The organism is Ralstonia sp. SA306 (assembly GCF_054792405.1).
On the sequence record NZ_CP096452.1, the window covers coordinates 1,200,212 to 1,218,106 of the forward strand.

The following is a 17,895-nucleotide window of genomic DNA, read 5'->3' on the forward strand; positions in this document are numbered from 1 at the left end:
TACCGTCCGGCGCGTTTCCACATCATCGCAGCGCCTGTGCCCTGCGCCGGACATGCCCTCCTCCACGCCCGCCTCGCCTTACCCCCACCTGCTCCAGCCCCTCGACCTCGGCTTCACCACGCTCAAGAACCGCGTGCTGATGGGCTCGATGCACACCGGCCTGGAAGATGGCAACCACTTCGACCGGCTGGCCGCCTACTTTGCCGAGCGCGCACGCGGCGATGTCGGCCTGATGGTCACGGGCGGATTCGCACCCAACATTGCCGGGTGGACAAAGCCCTTTGCCGGGCGCCTGGCCACGCATGGCGCCGCACGCCGCCACCGCACGGTCACCAACGCCGTGCACGACGAAGGCGGCAAGATCGCCCTGCAGATCCTGCATACCGGCCGCTACGGCTATCACCCGTTTGCGGTGGCTCCCACCGCGTTGCGCTCGCCCATCAGCCCGTTCACGCCACGCGAGCTGTCGGCGCGCGGTATCGAACGGCAGATCCGCGCCTTCGTGCGCTGCGCCCAACTGGCCCGCGAAGCCGGCTACGACGGCGTCGAGATCATGGGTTCCGAGGGTTACTTCATCAACCAGTTTCTCGTCACGCACACCAACAAGCGCACGGACGACTGGGGCGGCAGCTATGCGAACCGCATGCGCCTGCCCGTGGAAATCGTCCAGCGCACGCGCGAGGCTGTCGGCAAGGATTTCATCATCATCTATCGCTTGTCGATGATCGACCTGATCCCGGACGGCAGCTCGTGGGAAGAAGTCGTGCAACTGGCCAAGGCCGTGGAGCGCGCGGGCGCCACCATCATCAACACGGGCATCGGCTGGCACGAGGCACGCATCCCCACCATTGCGACGAGCGTGCCGCGCGCCGCGTTTGCATGGGTGACGAAGAAGATGAAGGGCGAAGTCGGCATCCCGCTGGTGACGTCCAACCGCATCAACACGCCGGAGGTGGCCGAAACCGTGCTGGCCGATGGCTGCGCCGACATGGTGTCGATGGCGCGCCCCCTGCTGGCCGATGCCGACTTCGTACGCAAGGCCGCAACGAACCGCGCGCAGGACATCAACACCTGCATCGCCTGCAATCAGGCATGCCTGGACCACGCGTTCAAGGCCAAGATTGCGAGCTGCCTCGTCAACCCGCGCGCTTGCCATGAGACCGAACTCATCATCCGCCCGACGCCCGCCAAGCGCCGATTTGCGGTGGTGGGCGCGGGGCCTGCGGGCTTGTCGGCAGCCATCACGCTGGCCGAGCGCGGGCACGCCGTAGACCTGTTTGACGCGGCGCCGGAACTCGGCGGTCAGTTGAACATGGCCAAGACGATCCCCGGCAAGGAAGAGTTTCACGAGATGCTGCGTTACTTCAAGCGCCGGGTTGAGGCCACCGGCGTGACGCCCCGCCTGGGTGCGCGCGTGGATGCGCAGCAACTACTGGCAGGCAAGTACGACGAGATCATCATCGCGACAGGCGTGTCGCCGCGCAATCCGAAGATTCCGGGGCAGGACCATCCGAGCGTTCTGTCGTACATCGATGTGCTGCGCCATCGCAAGCCGGTGGGCAAGCGCGTGGCGATTGTCGGTGCCGGTGGCATCGGCTTCGACGTGGCGGAATTCCTCGCGCTTGACGGCCACTCTCCCACGCTGGATCTGCAAACGTGGCGCGCCGAATGGGGCGTCGGTGATCCGACCGAAGTGCGTGGCGGTGTGGATGGCATACGCCCTGAACCCCAAACACCCGCGCGCGAGATCGTCCTGCTGCAGCGGCGTGCCGGCAAACTCGGCGGCGGGCTGGGCAAGACCACCGGTTGGATTCATCGCACAAGCCTGAAGAACCTGGGCGTGCGCATGGTGGGTGGCGTCAACTACGAGCGCATCGGCGACGAAGGGCTGCTCGTGAGCTACGGTGAAAAACGCGAAGCCGCCGAATGGCTGCCGGTCGATTCCATCGTGCTGTGCGCGGGGCAGGAGCCGCTGCGTGAATTGGTCGAGCCGCTGCAGGCGGGCGGCGCCAAGGTGCACATCATCGGCGGCGCAGATGAAGCGCGTGAGCTCGATGCCAAACGTGCGATCGACCAAGGCACGCGGCTGGCTGCATCGCTGTAGCGCGGGGCCGACTGGATAGCGCATCGCATGAAGAACTCAGCGTTCGCTTCATGTTTCGCGCTTTCAATGAGAGTTAAAAAAATAGACGCATGAAAGGGCTTTCCTGCGCTTGCTGAAGTGCGCGCCGTGACCTTAGATGCCATTGCGCAAGCCGCTCAACCGGCCATCGGGCCGCAGTAGCACGCAAGAGGAAGCGGCACGCCTTGCGGTGGGGTGGGATGGTGCATGGGCACGACCACGGCCATCGCCGGAGGATCGCGCCATGCCCGACCAGCCTTCCAATCCCGGATCATCCGATCTGCTGCGTGCTCTTGGCGCAGACCTGTCGACCCATCCGAGCGTGCTCTCCGAGCGCGAGCGCGAATTGCTCGCCAGTCTCGTCGCACAGCTCAAGACGCAGACCACCGATCCGAACGTAGGCAACGCGATTCATACCGCGCTGTCCAACACGCTCGGCAAGCGCGCCAGCGATGTCCTCGGTGCGGCCATTGCCTCGCATCTTCTGGGCGCCGGCAGCCGCGTGCCGGTACAGGTCAATCCGGCGGTAGGGCCGGTGGTGGCGCATCCGGTGGCGCCCGTGGTGTCTGAGCCAGGCATCTTTGGCCCAATTGCCCCATCGCCCATCGGCCCCGTCGCGAATGACCCGAGCGGCGGGCCATGGGTGTGGCCGCCGTTGAACCCGCCGCCGCTTTTTCCGCCATCCATTCCGCCTGTCCCGCCGAACCCGGGGCCGGGCCCGGTGCCCGTTCCCATCCCCATTCCCGTCGATCCACAACCCGTACCGGTTCCCGGCGTACCGCCGTGGTTCCCAATTCCCGTGCCGCCTTCGCTGCCGCCGGACGACCCGTTCTTCCCGCACGGTCCCCAACCCATCTTTCCACCGATCCCGCTCGGCGATCCGGGTGTTCCGCCGCCTCCGGAACCGATTGATCCGGGCGATCCGCAACCGATCGACCCAGGCTGGCCGGGCGACCCCCAACCTGGCGAGCCGGGAAATCCGGAACCCGTCGATCCTGGCGAGCCCGGCCCGGTCGGTCCTGTCGGCCCCGGCGACCCTGGGGACCCCGGCGGCCCAGGCCCTGTTGGGCCGGGCGAACCGACTGGCCCCATCAATCCTGGGCCGGTAGATCCGGGTGGCCCCGGACCTGTGGACCCTGGGAGCCCTGGAGACCCGGGCCCCGTCGATCCAGGCCCGTCAGACCCCGGTTCGCCAGAACCTGGGCCATCCGACCCGGAGGGCCGGTGGAACGGCGTGCTGGATCCTGGCGCGCTCGAATCCATCGTCGACCAGTTCGCCAGCATGGCGGTGTTGCAGCAGGTGGCCGGTGCAGTGGCTGCGGCGGGCGCGCGCTTTGAAACCCAGGTCGTCTACACGCGGTCGATCGAAGCCAGCGAAACCCTGGCTCCTGCGCCGGTGCGCATCCAGGTGCTGCGCGACGCTCCGCAGATCGACAAGCTGCTCGTCGGCCCCGTGGAGCAGGCCTTGCCGGGCGCCGCCCGCCGGCTTGCGCCGCGTGCCCGGCAAGTGGGCCGGATTCGTGTGTCCGTGCTCGCGCTGCAGCCCGGTACCAGCACGCGCGTCGATCTGGCCAACCAGCCTGCGCACGCCAACGACGTGGTGCTGGTGGCAACGCTCGGCGGCACGGGCACGGCCAATGCATCGCTGCGCATGCTGCGCGGACCGCTGCGCTTGGCGGGTGTCGACCCTCGCCGTGGACAGATCGTGGTACCGCTCTCTACGGGGCGCGCCGTGGTCGTGCCCGCTTTGCGGCCTGCGGAGATCGTCGCCCCTGTCGGACCCAACGCCAAGCCGCTGCTGGTCGCTGTCGTGCTGGCCGAGCTTTCGGTCAAGTAAAACGGAGGCCTGCGTGATTGCCCCCATGCTCGACTATCAGCCGGACGTTCTCGCACCGCGTGCAGCGGTGCAGCGCATCCGCGCCCGCGCGATGTCGGATCAGCCGCTGCGTATCAATCCGCGGCTGCGCTTTGGGCAATCGGAGCAAGGCTGGCTGCTGCATGTTGAAGACCCTGACCGTCGCATCGGGCGCACCTTCGCCGTCAGCCCGAATGTCTGGAGCAGCCTGCGCCGGATGCGGCCCGGAGACGTCGCCCCGTCAATGGACCCGTTCATGCATAACGTGCTCGTTGACGCTGGCGTGCTGGTATCGGCCGCCCAAATCGATACCGCGCAGGTGCCGGCGCTCGAAGCCGCGCGGGCGTCGTTCGCCCGGGAAAGCTATGGCGTGGTGACCGACGCCCTGCACCCTTACGAGGTGGCAGTCGTGCGGCGCTACCTCCGTCATGGCGTACGCACGGGCGCCATCCGGTTTGGCGACCCGCAGGTGCCGCGCCGATACCGAGCCCACAATGATCCGATGCTGCGAACGCTGCAGGCGCGCCTCACGCCATTGATCTCGCACGTGGTGGGCGTTCCGGTCAAACCGTCGTACGCCTACCTTGCGGCCTATACGCAGGGCGCGGTCCTGCACCGGCATGTCGACCGGCCGCAGTGTGAATACAGCCTGACGATCGCCGTGGACTACACGCCCGAACCGACGCTCGAAGCCTCGTGGCCCATCCGTCTGGGCCTGCCCGATGCCGAAGTGCTGGTCTATCAAAGCCTGGGCGATGCGCTCGTCTATGCCGGCCCGCGCGTGGTCCATTTTCGTGAGGCCTTGCCCGAAGGACACATCTCGACCTCGCTGCTGCTGCACTACGTCAACCTCAACTTTCGTGGGTCGCTCAATTGAAATTCGAACCACAGCACTTGCCGACGGCATCCTGGCCCGACCTCTTACCGGTGGAGCTCGTCCACCCGCCTTGGTGGGCGTCATGCGACGAATTCCTGCCGCCCAACGAACTCGAACTCGTGCGCGAAGCGGCGCTGGCGGACCCGGCCGCATACCGACCTTCAGCCGTGCTCAACACGGCCGGCGGCGGCGTCGAACTCGACATCCGCAGATCGCGCGTGCGCTACGACGAGCCGACCATCGTGGCGTTGTTCGAGGAGCGCCTGCTCGCCTGTGCCGACAACATCTTCGAGCGCTTGCGCATCGCGCCGTTTCCGGTTCAGCGCCTGGAAGTGCAGCTCACCGTGACTGGCCATGGCGAATTCTTCAAGGTTCACAACGACAACACTCATGCGCAGTTGCGCACGCGCCGCGTCACGTTCATCTACTACTTCCACCGCGAGCCGAAGACGTTTGAAGGCGGCGACCTGCGGCTCTATGCATCGCGCACCGATGGCCGGCGCTGGCGCGAAACCGCAGATTTCGTCGACATCGCGCCCGTGCAGAATCGGCTGATCGTGTTCCCCAGCTTCCTCATGCACGAACTGCGGCCCGTGAGCGTGCCATCGGGGCGCATGGAGGATGGCCGCTTCACGGTCAACGGGTGGTTCCACAGTTGAGGCCGCTACGGCGGAAGGCCCGTGAAGGATTTGCATCCCGCTTCCGTTTTTACACACACCGCCCCCGCCACGCGCGCGAAGAATGGCGAAATGACAACGTGTGGTGCCGCCGCCCTCCGGTCGGCCCGGTTCTTGCGTGAAAAGGCGCATCACGCACATTTCCAAGAACCGGTTTGTCCAAAAACGTCTCTCCTCAGTCTTCTGCCAACGCGGCGCCCCTGCCCTCGCTCGACTTGGGGCGAACCGCCTTCCTGCTCGACTTTGACGGCACGCTCGTCGACATCGCGCCGCAGCCCGATGCTGTGCATGTCTCTGCGCCGCTGCGTGAAACGCTGGCTGCGCTGCACGCCGCAAGCGGGGGCGCATTGGCGATCATCAGTGGGCGCACGGTGCACGACGTGGAGTCGCGCCTGTCTCTGCCAGGGCTCGTCATCGCCGGTGTGCACGGCGCCGAACGCCGCTATGCAGACGGCGGCTTCGTCCGCCTGAACACCGACGCCGACGCGCTCGCCCGGCTGGAGCGCGAGTTACGCGCCGAACTCACACAGTTGTCGACGCAGTTTTCCGGCGTGGTGCTGGAGAGCAAGGGCATCGCTTTCGCCCTGCACTACCGCCATGCGCCAGAGGCTGAGAACGCCGTGCTGACGGTGGCTGACCGCCTCGCGCGCCGCTATGCCGACCACGTGCGCCTGCAGGCCGGCAAGATGGTTGTCGAACTCAAGCCGCGCGGCGCCAGCAAGGGCGACGTGGTGCACACGCTGATGACCGAGCCGCCCTTCATGGGCCGCACCGTGCTGTTTGCCGGCGATGACCTGACCGATGAAAGCGCCTTCGATGCCGTCAATGCGCTGGAGGGCTGGTCGATCAAGGTGGGCGCAGGCCCGAGTCAGGCGCGCTGGCGCGTGCAAGACGCCGCGGCATTGCGCGCATGGCTGGCAACGCTCACGGCCCCGGCCAAGCGAGGTGCCGCATGAGCCGGCTTATTGTTGTCTCCAACCGCGTTGCGCCCGTTGCCGAAGGCCAGGGAACAGCGGGCGGCCTGGCCGTGGGGGTGTTCGATGCGCTGCGCGAAACCGGCGGCATCTGGTTTGGCTGGAGCGGCGAAACTGCGACCACCAGCTCGGACACGATCGCGCACGAGCCGAACATCGTCACCAAGGGCAACATCACCTATGCCACCGTCGGCCTGAACCGCAAAGACTATGACCAGTACTACCGCGGCTTCGCCAATGCGACGCTGTGGCCGATCTTCCACTACCGCGTGGATCTCTCGCGCTACGAGCGCCAGGAATACCACGGCTACCGCCGGGTGAATGCGCAGTTTGCGCATCAGCTCAAGGCGCTGGTGCAGCCCGATGACATCCTCTGGGTGCACGACTATCACCTGATTCCGTTTGCTGCGGAGTGCCGCGCGCTGGGGCTCACCAACCGCATCGGGTTCTTCCTGCACATTCCGTTTCCGTCGCCGGAAATCCTGACGACGATTCCGCCGCATGAAGACCTGATGCGGGCGCTCTGCGCGTACGATCTGGTCGGTTTCCAGACCGAGACCGATCGCGTCGCCTTCTACGACTACATCGAGCGCGAGGCGCGGGGCTACATCGAACAGAAGGAACAGAACGGCCCGGTGCACGCCTACGGCCACACGCTGCGTGCCGAGGTCTACCCGATCGGCGTGCATCCGGACGAGATTGCGCAGCAAGCCAAGGCGTCGCTGGCGCGGCGCAATCCATTCACGCGGCATGCGAGCCCGCGCGGCGAGCGCGCCGTTGGTCAGGGGCAAGGTCAAGGCCAGCAGCCGCCGAGACTCATCATGAGCGTGGATAGGCTCGACTATTCAAAAGGGTTGCCTGAACGGTTCCGCGCATTCGAACAATTGCTGGACGATTTTCCGGACCATCGCCGGCACGTGACCTTCATCCAGATTGCGCCAACGTCGCGTCAGGATGTGCAGAGCTATCAGCAGATCCGGCAGCGGCTGGAGGCGGAGTCGGGCCGTATCAACGGCAAGCATTCGGAGCTGGACTGGACGCCCATCCGCTACATCAACAAGCAATACGAACGGCGCGTGCTGATGGCGCTCTTCCGCAGCTCCCAAATCGGCTATGTCACACCGCTGCGCGATGGCATGAACCTCGTCGCCAAGGAATACGTGGCCGCGCAAGACCCGGAAGACCCCGGCGTGCTCGTGCTGTCGCGCTTTGCCGGCGCAGCGCGCGAGCTGGATGCCGCGCTGATCGTCAACCCGTACGACACGCGCGGCATGGCCGAGGCACTGAACCGCGCATTGACGATGCCGCTGGAAGAGCGCAAGGCGCGCTACGCCCACATGATGGATCGGCTGCGGGCCGCCAACCTCACCATCTGGCGCGAGCGGTTTGTGGCCGACCTGCGCAACGCGCCATCGCAGTAGTCAGGCGCGTCAGGCGCCTGCGCTGCCGGTGCGCGACATACGCTCGGCGGCTTCCGGTGGGTCTATCGATACGCCGGCCTGGGGCGACAACATGTCGGCCAACACGGCATTCATGCGTGCCCAGTGCGAACCGGGCCAATAGATACGCCGACAGGCATCGCAGGTGCTAAAGAGCCGTTGGCGCTCGCGCACGCGGGGTGGCACGCTGGCGGAAGCCTCTTCCGGGCTCAGCATCCGCAGCGGCACATTGCATTCGAGACAGCGTGAGAACGGCTTGGCCACATCTGCCAGCCGAAGGCGCATGACGATTTCGCGCATCTGCGCCTGCGGCTCGCGCGCGCGGATGAATGCGCCCCGGCGGATGCCGCGTCGCTTGAGGAGCTCACGGTCACGCGAGAGCACGATCCAGTCTTCGCCATGCGCCAGCGCTTCGATGGCCGCGTCGGCGTAATTGTTGTCGTAGGCCGTATCAAAGCCCGCCATGCGCAGCAGCCGAGCCGTTGCCCCAAGATGGGCGTCGCACAGAAAATGCAGCGGCGCGGTTGGCACCAGGGGCGCCACGGACGAAACGGCAACGTGCCCCCTGCCGGGCAACATGGCCTCCAGACCCATGGGGGCGCCATCCACCAGCACTTGCCCAACCTCGGTATGCGGCACGCCAAGCGCCTCGATGGCGTGCTTGAGCGTGGCGCCATCAGCCCAAGTACGCGCAACGGGATGCCCGCGCAACGCCAGCGGAAGAAGCGGCGTCAGACTGGAATCGAACGTGAGGACGACGGTCTGCATGCCTGCCACGATACTCCCAACCCAACATCGGCGCCCTGGCGCCCCGGCTCTCGCACCAACAAAAATGCGGCGTGACCGATGAAGTCACGCCGCAAACAGGGAGGAGGAGAAATTCAGCGGGTGCGCAGTTTATGCGCGCGATGCAGCGCCGGCCTTCGGATAGCTCGCATCGCCGTTCCACGACAGGTAGCCATAGGTGTCGGCCTGGCGATCCGCGCCTTGGCTGTACGGATCAAAGCGATCGTTCTTCCACGACAGATAGCCGTAGGTGTCGGCTTGGCGGTCGGCGCCTTGGGTGTACGGGTCGAAGCGGCCCGCCTGCGTCGCGGCCGGAGCGTCAAAGTTGGGCTGGATGGAAGCCGTCGCGGGCTGCGACAGCAGTGCGGCAGAAGCCGATACGGTAGCCACCATGGCCAGGACGGCGCGGCGGGAAAAAGCGGAGAAGAGGCGGGAGTTCATGATCTGTTCCTTGTTCGTTTGCGCTCGTTGTTGCGCTTGGAGGGCAGAATAGATCGTTGCTCCCGTCTGATAAATGCGACTTTGCAGAAATAACTGTTCAGGCGGCGCTAACAATCTGCAGCCGAGGATTTTCCTTGAGCTGCAGGCACGGGTGATCAGCAAACAGCGTCGCCACCCAATCCACAAACACCCGCACCTTGGGCGACAGGTGCCGGTTGTGCGGATACACCACCGACACCGGCACCGGCTCGGAAACATGGTCCGGCAGCACTTCCACCAACGCACCCGACATCAGGTGCTCGTACACCAGGAAGCGCGAGGTCTGCAGCAGCCCCAGGCCATGCAGGCCGCACGCCACCGCAGATTCGGCATCGTTGACGGACACCATGCTGCGCACCTTGTGGATCTGCTTCTGCCCGTCGATCACGAAATCCCAGTCCATGCGGCGGCCGTTGCGCGCAGAGAAGTAATTCACCGCCGTGTGGTCCTGCAGGTCTTCCAACGTCTGGGGCGTGCCGCAGCGGGCCAGATATTCGGGCGACGCACAATTGACCATCGACAGCTGGCCGATGCGGCGCGCGACAAGACTTGAGTCCTGCAACTCGCCGCCACGCACGGCGCAATCCACACCCTCCTGCACGAGATCGACGGTGCGGTCACTCATGCCGATCTCCAGCTGAAGATCGGGGTACGCCTCGTGAAAATCCCGAATGCGCGGCACAAGCAACCGTTTGCCAATCGACGCAGGCACGTCGATGCGCAGGGTGCCGCGTGCGCCCGATGCGCTTTGCGAGAACGCAGCCTCGGTCTCTTCCAGATCGCCGAGCAGACGCACGCAGCGCTCGTAGTACGCAGCGCCATCGGCGGTGACATTCACGCGGCGCGTGGTCCGGTGCAGCAGGCGCACGCCGAGATGCGCCTCAAGGCTTTGCACCAGGTTCGTCACCGTGGCGCGGGGTAACTGAAGGCTGTCGGCAGCCTTGGTGAAACTGCTGGCCTCCACGACACGCGTGAAAACCTGCATGGCCTGCAAGCGATCCATCTGCGGCTCCTTAGGGACGGACTCCACGGGGCGGGCGCACTGCCGGAATCAAACGGGCAATGCGCCGGACCTGTGGAATCAAGAGGTCTGCTCATGCTCGAGAACACGCACGCGGTCTGAGCATGAGGCGCGATCAGGAAGGCGGCGACTACGGGTTTTCGCAGTGCAACAAGATCGGCCTCGAGCAAGAACACTTTGTAGCACAACCGTAAATTTTGATTGTTCGGCTGCAACTAATAGTGATGTCCGATTATAGGCATTTATCCGCGTTCGTCTAATCACCATCATTCAGCCCATCGATATCCGGGTTATCCGCAAAGGTAAGCCCCGCCTGACATCATGGGTTCTTCTCCACCGCGTCTCGTTGTTTCGGATCGCACGCTGACCAGCGATGCGGCATCGGCCGCTGTTCGCCCAGCACGACCGTACGCAACGTCCGCCCCCACAAATGTTGCACTGAATAACAATTTGCGCGGCGCAACATCCAAGCTGCCTGAGCAAGCTTCTGCATGCGAGGAAACGGCTGGTGCGGGTCCGCTGCTGCGCGAGGTCACGTCCGAAGATTATTGGACGCAGGGTTACGCCAGCCGCATCCGCCTGCGCGTGTTCCGCCCCGAAATGCACGCCGACGATGCCGCCGCGCCGTTGCGCCGCCCCGGCGTGCTGTACCTGCATGGCGGTGGTTTCGTACGCGGCTCGATTGACGATGCCGATGCACCGGCGCGCCTCCTGGCCGCCACATTGCCGGCGGTGGTGGTCACGGTCGGCTATTCGCTCGCACCGGCTGCGCCCTTTCCTGCCGCGCCCGAAGATGTGTACGCGGCGCTGTGCTGCATGGCCGACCACGCCGACGCATGGGGGATTGACCGCCGCCGCATGGCGGTGGCCGGGCATGACGCCGGCGGCAATCTTTCTGCCGCACTGACGATGATTGCGCGCGACCGCGGCGGCCCGAACCTGCGCGCCCAGGTCCTGATCGCCCCGATGCTCGACCCGACCATGGCCCGTGTGCGCCCGGATCATCTGGCCAATGCCGACAACTCGGCTGAAGTCTGCGCCGATTGCTATCGCCAGTATCTGCCCCGCCCGACCGAGCGCGTGCACCCATACGCCGCGCCGGTTGAATCGCGCCGCCTGCAGGGCCTGCCCCCCGCCCTGCTGCTGACCGCGCCGCAAGACCTGCTGCGCACCGAAGCCGAGCGCTATGCCGCGTGCCTCATTGAAGCGGGCGTCGTCACGCAGGTCGTGCGCGTGAACGAGGCCTGCCATGACTCGATTGCCATGAGCGCAGTGGCGCAAGACGAGATGACGTGCTTCCTGCGCTGGCACCTCGGAATGACGCGCCAGGCGGCCGCTCCGCGCAAACGCCGCGCACGTGCGGATCGAAAGGATCGCACCTCCATTGACCCGACCGCGGAGACGCCTGGCTGAACCCATACAACAAGAAACGGAGTGCGAGGCCGCCCGCGTGTTTCTACGCTGCGGCCAAAGCGCTTTTATCCAGTCTTTTCTCTTTGCTTACCCCAACAAAATCGAGAGAGTCATCATGAGCCTGTCCAAACGCACACTCGCCATTTCGGTTGCCGCCGTGCTCGGCGTTGCAGCTGTGGGCACCTACGGCCTTGTCTCCAGTGCCGGCGCATCGCAGCAGCCCGCCGCCGCACCCGCCGCCACGCCGGTGGATGTGGCGCCCGTCCTGGCAAAGAACGTAGCCGAATGGGATGAGTTTTCCGGCCGCATTGAAGCCGTTCAACGCGTTGAAGTCCGCCCGTTGGTGAGCGGCACCGTCACCGCCGTCCACTTCAAGGACGGCAGCATCGTCAAGAAGGGCGACGCGCTGTTCACCATCGACCCGCGCCCCTACGCTGCCGAAGTCGCACGCACGCAAGCCGCGCTGACCGCCGCCAAGTCACGCGTGGCCTACACCACGTCAGAGCTGGACCGAGCACGAAAGCTGGTGGCCGACAACGCCATCGCGCGCCGCGAGTTTGAAGAGAAGGAAAACGCCGCACGGGAGGCGCAGGCCAACCTGCAAGGCGCCGCCGCCGCGCTGGACGCCGCCAAGCTGAACCTGGAGTACACGCACATCGTGGCGCCGGTTGCAGGCCGCGTGTCGCGCGCAGAGATTACGGTCGGCAACGTCGTTTCCGCCGGCGGCGCTGCCCCGGTGTTGACGACGCTGGTGTCGGTCTCGCCGATGTACGTGGCGTTCGACGCGGACGAGCAAAGCTATCTGCGCTACTCCGCCAAGGCAGCCCAGGGCGCGAAGACACCGGTCTACATCGGGCTGGCCAATGAAGACGGCTACACGCGCGAAGGCGTGATCCAGTCCGTCGACAACCGGCTGGACGTGCGCTCGGGCACCATCCGCGTGCGCGCCACGCTGGACAACGCCGACGGCCGCCTCACGCCGGGGCTCTACGCCCGCGTGCGCATGAGCACCGGCGCACCGCACGACGCCATCCTCATCAGCGACAAGGCCATCGGCACGGACCAGGACAAGAAGTTCGTCCTGGTGGTGGATGCCGCCAACAAGACGAGCTATCGCCCGGTGGTGCTGGGCGCCTCCATTGACGGCCTGCGCGTTGTGAAGTCGGGCCTGAAGGCGGGTGACCGCATCGTCGTGAACGGCATCCAGCGTGTGCGCCCGGGCGACGCCGTGGCACCCAACGCGGTGACCATGGATAGCCTGGTCACCAAGCGGGTGGTGTTGCCGGGTGCACAGCCGGAAGCCCCCGCCACGCCCGCCGAAGCCAAAGCCGACGCACCCGCTGCGCCTGCCGCCAAGGCTGAAACCAAGCCTGCCAACGCCAAGACCGCAGCCAACGCTCAACGCCTTCCGGCCGACCGCGCCTGATTGCGACTGAAACTCATCGCTCACAGCCATGAACTTCTCTAAATTTTTCGTGGACCGCCCGATCTTTGCGGGCGTGCTTTCCACGCTGATCCTGCTGATCGGGGTCATCTCGATCTGGCGGTTGCCGATCTCGGAGTACCCCGAGGTCGTGCCGCCTTCGGTGGTGGTGCGCGCGCAGTTCCCGGGCGCCAACCCGAAGGTGATTGCCGAGACTGTCGCCTCGCCGCTCGAAGAGCAAATCAACGGCGTCGAGAACATGCTCTACATGCAGTCGCAAGCCAACAGCGACGGCAACCTGACCACGACGGTCACCTTCAAGCTGGGCACCGATCCTGACAAGGCGCAGCAGCTCGTGCAGAACCGCGTGTCGCAGGCGCTGCCGCGTCTGCCCGACGTGGTGCAACGCCTGGGCGTGACCACCGTCAAGAGCAGCCCCGACCTGACGATGGTGGTGCACTTGCTGTCGCCCAACGACCGCTACGACATGACGTACCTGCGCAATTACGCAGTGCTCAACGTCAAGGACCGTTTGGCGCGTATCAGCGGCGTCGGCCAGGTGCAATTGTTCGGCTCGGGTGACTACTCGATGCGCGTATGGCTCGACCCGAACAAGGTGGCCGAGCGCGGCCTGACTGCCAACGAAGTGGTCAAGGCCATCCGAGACCAGAACGTGCAGGTGGCAGCCGGCGTGATCGGCGGCTCGCCCTCGGTGCCGGGCACGGATCTGCAACTGTCCGTCAACGCGCAGGGCCGGCTGAAGACCGAACAGGAATTCGGCGACATCATCCTCAAGAGTTCGCCCGATGGCGCCGTCACGACCCTGCGTGACGTGGCCCGTATCGAGTTGGCCGCATCGGAATACGGCCTGCGCTCGCTGCTGGACAACAAGCAGGCTGTGGCCATTCCGATCTTCCAGGCGCCGGGCTCCAACGCGCTGCAGATTTCGGATGACGTGCGCAAGACGATGGCCGAGCTGAAGGAAGACTTTCCCGAAGGCGTCGACTACCGCATCGTCTATGACCCGACGCAGTTCGTCCGCTCAAGTATCGAAGCCGTCACGCACACGCTGCTGGAAGCGGTGGCGCTTGTGGTGCTGGTGGTGATCCTGTTCCTGCAGACGTGGCGTGCGTCGATCATTCCGCTGCTGGCGGTGCCGGTGTCCATCATCGGTACGTTCGGCCTGATGCTGATGTTCGGCTTCTCGATCAACGCGCTGTCGCTGTTCGGGCTGGTGCTGGCGATCGGGATCGTGGTGGACGACGCCATCGTGGTGGTGGAAAACGTCGAGCGGAACATCGCCGAAGGGTTATCGCCACGCGAGGCCACCTACAAGGCCATGCGTGAAGTGAGCGGCCCGATCATCGCCATTGCGCTCACGCTGATTGCCGTGTTCGTGCCGCTGGCCTTCATGACGGGCCTGACCGGTCAGTTCTACAAGCAGTTCGCACTGACGATCTCCATCTCGACCGTCATCTCGGCCTTCAACTCGCTCACGCTGTCGCCTGCGCTGGCCGCCCTGCTGCTCAAGAGCCACGACGCGCCGAAGGATTGGCTGGCGCGCACGATGGACAAGGGCCTGGGCTGGATTTTCCGTCCGTTCAACCGCGTGTTTGGTGCGGCATCGGAATCGTATGGCCGCAGCACGTCGCGCGTGATCGGCCGCAAGGCCGTGATGCTCGGGATCTACCTGGCGCTGATCGGTGCAACTGCCCTGCTGTTCAACAAGGTGCCGGGCGGCTTCGTGCCGATGCAGGACAAGCAGTACCTGGTGAGCTTCGCGCAACTGCCGGACGGTGCATCGCTGGACCGCACGGAAGACGTGATCCGCCGCATGTCGGACATCGCCCTCAAGCACCCCGGCGTGGAAAGCGCCGTGGCGTTCCCTGGCCTGTCGATCAACGGTTTCACCAACAGCCCGAGCGCCGGCATCGTGTTCGTCACGCTCAAGCCGTTTGACCAGCGCAAGAGTGCCGACCTGTCGGGCGGTGCGATTGCAGGTCAGTTGAACAAGCAATACGGCGCAATCAAGGATGCGTTCATTGCCGTGTTCCCGCCGCCGCCGGTACAAGGCCTCGGCACGGTGGGTGGCTTCAAGCTGCAACTGGAAGACCGCGGCTCGGTCGGCTATGAACAGCTCTTTGCCGCCACGCAGGCCTTCATGGCCAAGGCACGCAAGACGCCCGAGCTGGGCCCGTCGTTCTCGAGCTACCAGATCAACGTGCCGCAGTTGAATGCTGACCTCGACCGCGTGAAGGCCAAGCAGCTTGGCGTGCCGGTGACCGATGTGTTCGACACCATGCAGGTGTACCTGGGCTCGCTGTACGTGAACGACTTCAACCGCTTCGGCCGCACGTATCAGGTGAAGGTGCAGGCAGACGCGCCGTTCCGCGCCCATGCAGAAGACATCCTGCAGTTGAAGACGCGCAACGCCGCTGGCGACATGGTTCCGCTGTCGTCGCTGCTGCGTGTGTCGCAAGGCTTCGGGCCGGACATGGTGGTGCGCTACAACGGCTACACCGCTGCCGACATCAACGGTGGCCCCGCGCCGGGCTTCTCGTCGGGCCAGGCACAGGCGGCTGTGGAGCGCATCGCGCATGAAACGCTGCCCAAGGGTGTGCGCTTCGAGTGGACGGACCTGACGTATCAGCAGATCCTGGCCGGCAACTCGGCCGTGTGGATCTTCCCGATCTGCGTGCTGCTGGTGTTCCTGGTGCTGGCCGCGCAGTACGAAAGCCTGACGCTGCCGCTAGCCGTGATCCTGATCGTGCCGATGAGCCTGTTTGCCGCCATGCTGGGCGTCTGGTTCTCGCATGGAGACAACAACATCTTCACGCAGATCGGTCTGGTGGTGCTGGTGGGGCTGGCGTGCAAGAACGCGATCCTGATCGTGGAGTTTGCGCGCGAGCTTGAGCTGCAAGGTCGCACCATCGTGCAAGCCGCCATCGAGGCCTGCCGCCTGCGTCTGCGCCCGATCCTGATGACGTCGATCGCATTCATCATGGGCGTAGTGCCCCTGGTGGTGTCGACCGGCGCCGGCGCGGAAATGCGCCATGCCATGGGCGTGGCCGTGTTCGCGGGGATGCTGGGTGTGACGCTGTTCGGCCTGTTCCTCACGCCGGTGTTCTACGTGCTGCTGCGCACGCTGGCGGCACGCCGCGGCCAGCGCTCTGAAGATGCACCCGACCGCGATCTGGACCTGGACGGCGCGCTGCCTGTGCCCTCGGCCCAGCACTAAGGTCAACACTCATCAAGACATCGCTATGAACGCGTCTACACAACAACAAACAGGTCCGGCCATGCGGTCGGGCCGCTGGACCCCGCTGGCGCTGGCCGCCGCGCTGTTCCTCGCGGCCTGCTCGCTCGCCCCGACCTACGAGAAGCCGGACGTTGGCACACCCAACGCCTTCAAGGAAGCCGCACAAGCGGCACAAGCGGCGGATGCGCCGTTGGCCGCAGGCGAGCAAGGCAAGTGGAAGACCGCCGAGCCCGCCCTGCCCGCCGACGGCGCGTGGTGGAAGATCTTCAACGACCCGACGCTCGACAAGCTCGAAGCACAGGCCGCTGAAGCCAGCCCCACGCTGGCCGCCGCAGCCGCACGCGTGAATCAGGCGCGTGCGTTCGTGCAGGCCAACCGTGCATCGCTGTTCCCGGAACTGGACGCGGGCTTCGGCCCGACGCGCCAGCGGGCATCGGCGGCATCGGCCGGTTTGCCGGTCGGTGCGCCCGTGCAGCCGCAGACGTACTGGCGTGCGCAATCCACCGTGGCGTACGAGGTCGACCTATTCGGCCGCGTGCGCAACAACATCGATGCCGCCGGCGCCGATGCCGAGCGTGTCGAAGCGCTATACCGTGCCGCCCGCCTGTCATTGCAGGCCGACGTGGCGCAGACGTACTTCAGCCTGCGCACGCTGGACGCGGAAGAGGCGTTGCTGTCACGCACGCTGGTCGGCCGTGAAGAGGCGCTCAAGCTGGTGCAGCGCCGCTTCAACACGGGCGACATTGGCGAGCTGGACGTTGCCCGCGCCGATGCCGAGCTGGCAACGGCACGCTCCGACCGCATCGGCGTACAGCGCCGTCGCGCGGTGCTGGAGCACGCACTGGCAACGCTGCTGGGCAAGGCGCCGGCTGATTTCACGATGGGCACCGACCCGCTGCAATCGGCCGACGTGCGCGTACCGGCCGGGCTGCCTTCCGCCCTGCTGGAACGCCGCCCCGACGTGGCCGCTGCGGAACGCTCAATGGCTGCGGCCAACGCGCGCATCGGCGTGGCGCGTGCGGCGTTCTTCCCGCAACTGCAGCTCACGGGCGGCTTCGGCTACGAGTCGCACGACATCGGCGACCTGCTCAAGTGGGGCAGCCGTACGTGGATTCTCGGGCCGTTGGTCGGGACCGCGCTGTCGCTGCCGATCTTTGACGGGGGCGCACGCAGTGCCGGCGTGAAGCAAGCACGCGCTGCATACGAAGAGAACGTTGCCAACTACCGCGAAAGCGTGCTCGTCGCCTTCCGCGAGGTGGAAGACAACCTCTCAGAACTGCGTCTACTGGCCGATCAATCGAAGGCACAGGATGACGCTGTACGCGCTTCCACGCGCGCCGCGCAGCTCTCGCGCACGCGCTACAACGCGGGTTCGGTCAATTACCTGGATGTGATCGATGCCGAGCGCAACATGCTGTCCGCCGAACGCATCGGCGTGCAACTGGCCGGCAGCCGCATGAACTCCACGGTGGGGCTCATCAAGGCGCTGGGCGGCGGCTGGGGCGATCTGCCGCCGGCAGCACCGGCCAACGCGGGGCAGCCGGCAACGGTGGCGCAGCAGTAAGAATT

The 17,895-nt window shown here is 65.7% G+C and carries 13 protein-coding genes; 10 read left to right on the plus strand and 3 right to left on the minus strand.

The genetic code is table 11. The annotated features are described in order from the left end of the window. Window positions 1–52: 52 nt before the first annotated feature. From M1D44_RS21960 to otsA, 6 genes are all read left to right on the plus strand, one after another. Window positions 53–2,104, plus strand: coding sequence for an NADPH-dependent 2,4-dienoyl-CoA reductase (locus M1D44_RS21960; protein ID WP_316683125.1), 2,052 nt, complete (start codon window positions 53–55; stop codon window positions 2,102–2,104). Window positions 2,105–2,366: 262 nt separating this feature from the next. Next, on the plus strand, window positions 2,367–3,959 hold the full coding sequence (locus M1D44_RS21965; RefSeq protein WP_316852438.1) for a hypothetical protein: 1,593 nt from the start codon (window positions 2,367–2,369) through the stop codon (window positions 3,957–3,959). 13 nt (window positions 3,960–3,972) lie between these two features. Beyond that, window positions 3,973–4,854, plus strand: a complete 882-nt coding sequence (locus tag M1D44_RS21970; protein ID WP_162634435.1) for a hypothetical protein — start codon at window positions 3,973–3,975, stop codon at window positions 4,852–4,854. Continuing rightward, a complete protein-coding gene (locus M1D44_RS21975; RefSeq protein WP_024978669.1) occupies window positions 4,851–5,513 on the plus strand; it encodes a 2OG-Fe(II) oxygenase in 663 nt (220 codons plus the stop codon). Before M1D44_RS21970 ends, M1D44_RS21975 begins: the two co-directional genes overlap by 4 nt. Window positions 5,514–5,686: 173 nt before the next feature. Beyond that, window positions 5,687–6,487, plus strand: a complete 801-nt coding sequence (otsB, locus tag M1D44_RS21980; RefSeq protein ID WP_024978668.1) for a trehalose-phosphatase — start codon at window positions 5,687–5,689, stop codon at window positions 6,485–6,487. Beyond that, window positions 6,484–7,926: an alpha,alpha-trehalose-phosphate synthase (UDP-forming) gene (gene otsA / locus M1D44_RS21985; RefSeq protein WP_024978667.1), complete on the plus strand. Its 1,443-nt coding sequence runs from the start codon at window positions 6,484–6,486 to the stop codon at window positions 7,924–7,926. The genes otsB and otsA overlap by 4 nt, the downstream gene beginning before the upstream one ends. Window positions 7,927–7,935: 9 nt before the next feature. Here the strand turns inward: otsA and M1D44_RS21990 are convergent, their stop codons facing one another. From M1D44_RS21990 to M1D44_RS22000, 3 genes are all read right to left on the minus strand, one after another. After that, window positions 7,936–8,712 (minus strand): Mut7-C RNAse domain-containing protein, encoded by a 777-nt coding sequence (locus M1D44_RS21990; RefSeq protein ID WP_316852439.1) that lies wholly within the window; start codon window positions 8,710–8,712, stop codon window positions 7,936–7,938. A 129-nt stretch (window positions 8,713–8,841) separates the two neighbouring features. Beyond that, window positions 8,842–9,171, minus strand: a complete 330-nt coding sequence (locus tag M1D44_RS21995) for a hypothetical protein (RefSeq protein WP_024978665.1) — start codon at window positions 9,169–9,171, stop codon at window positions 8,842–8,844. 97 nt (window positions 9,172–9,268) lie between these two features. Next, a complete protein-coding gene (locus M1D44_RS22000) occupies window positions 9,269–10,213 on the minus strand; it encodes a LysR family transcriptional regulator (protein WP_024978664.1) in 945 nt (314 codons plus the stop codon). A 339-nt stretch (window positions 10,214–10,552) separates the two neighbouring features. On the opposite strand from M1D44_RS22000, the gene M1D44_RS22005 reads away from it, so the two are divergent. The 4 genes from M1D44_RS22005 (at window position 10,553) to M1D44_RS22020 (ending at window position 17,890) form a co-directional block, all read left to right on the plus strand. Beyond that, on the plus strand, window positions 10,553–11,644 hold the full coding sequence (locus M1D44_RS22005) for an alpha/beta hydrolase (RefSeq protein ID WP_316852440.1): 1,092 nt from the start codon (window positions 10,553–10,555) through the stop codon (window positions 11,642–11,644). A gap of 115 nt (window positions 11,645–11,759) precedes the next feature. After that, complete coding sequence (locus M1D44_RS22010) at window positions 11,760–13,070, plus strand: efflux RND transporter periplasmic adaptor subunit (RefSeq protein ID WP_316683129.1); 1,311 nt, start codon at window positions 11,760–11,762, stop codon at window positions 13,068–13,070. A 28-nt stretch (window positions 13,071–13,098) separates the two neighbouring features. Continuing rightward, a complete protein-coding gene (locus M1D44_RS22015; RefSeq protein WP_439004450.1) occupies window positions 13,099–16,305 on the plus strand; it encodes an efflux RND transporter permease subunit in 3,207 nt (1,068 codons plus the stop codon). Window positions 16,306–16,330: 25 nt separating this feature from the next. Further along, window positions 16,331–17,890, plus strand: a complete 1,560-nt coding sequence (locus tag M1D44_RS22020; RefSeq protein WP_316852442.1) for an efflux transporter outer membrane subunit — start codon at window positions 16,331–16,333, stop codon at window positions 17,888–17,890. Window positions 17,891–17,895 lie beyond the last annotated feature (5 nt).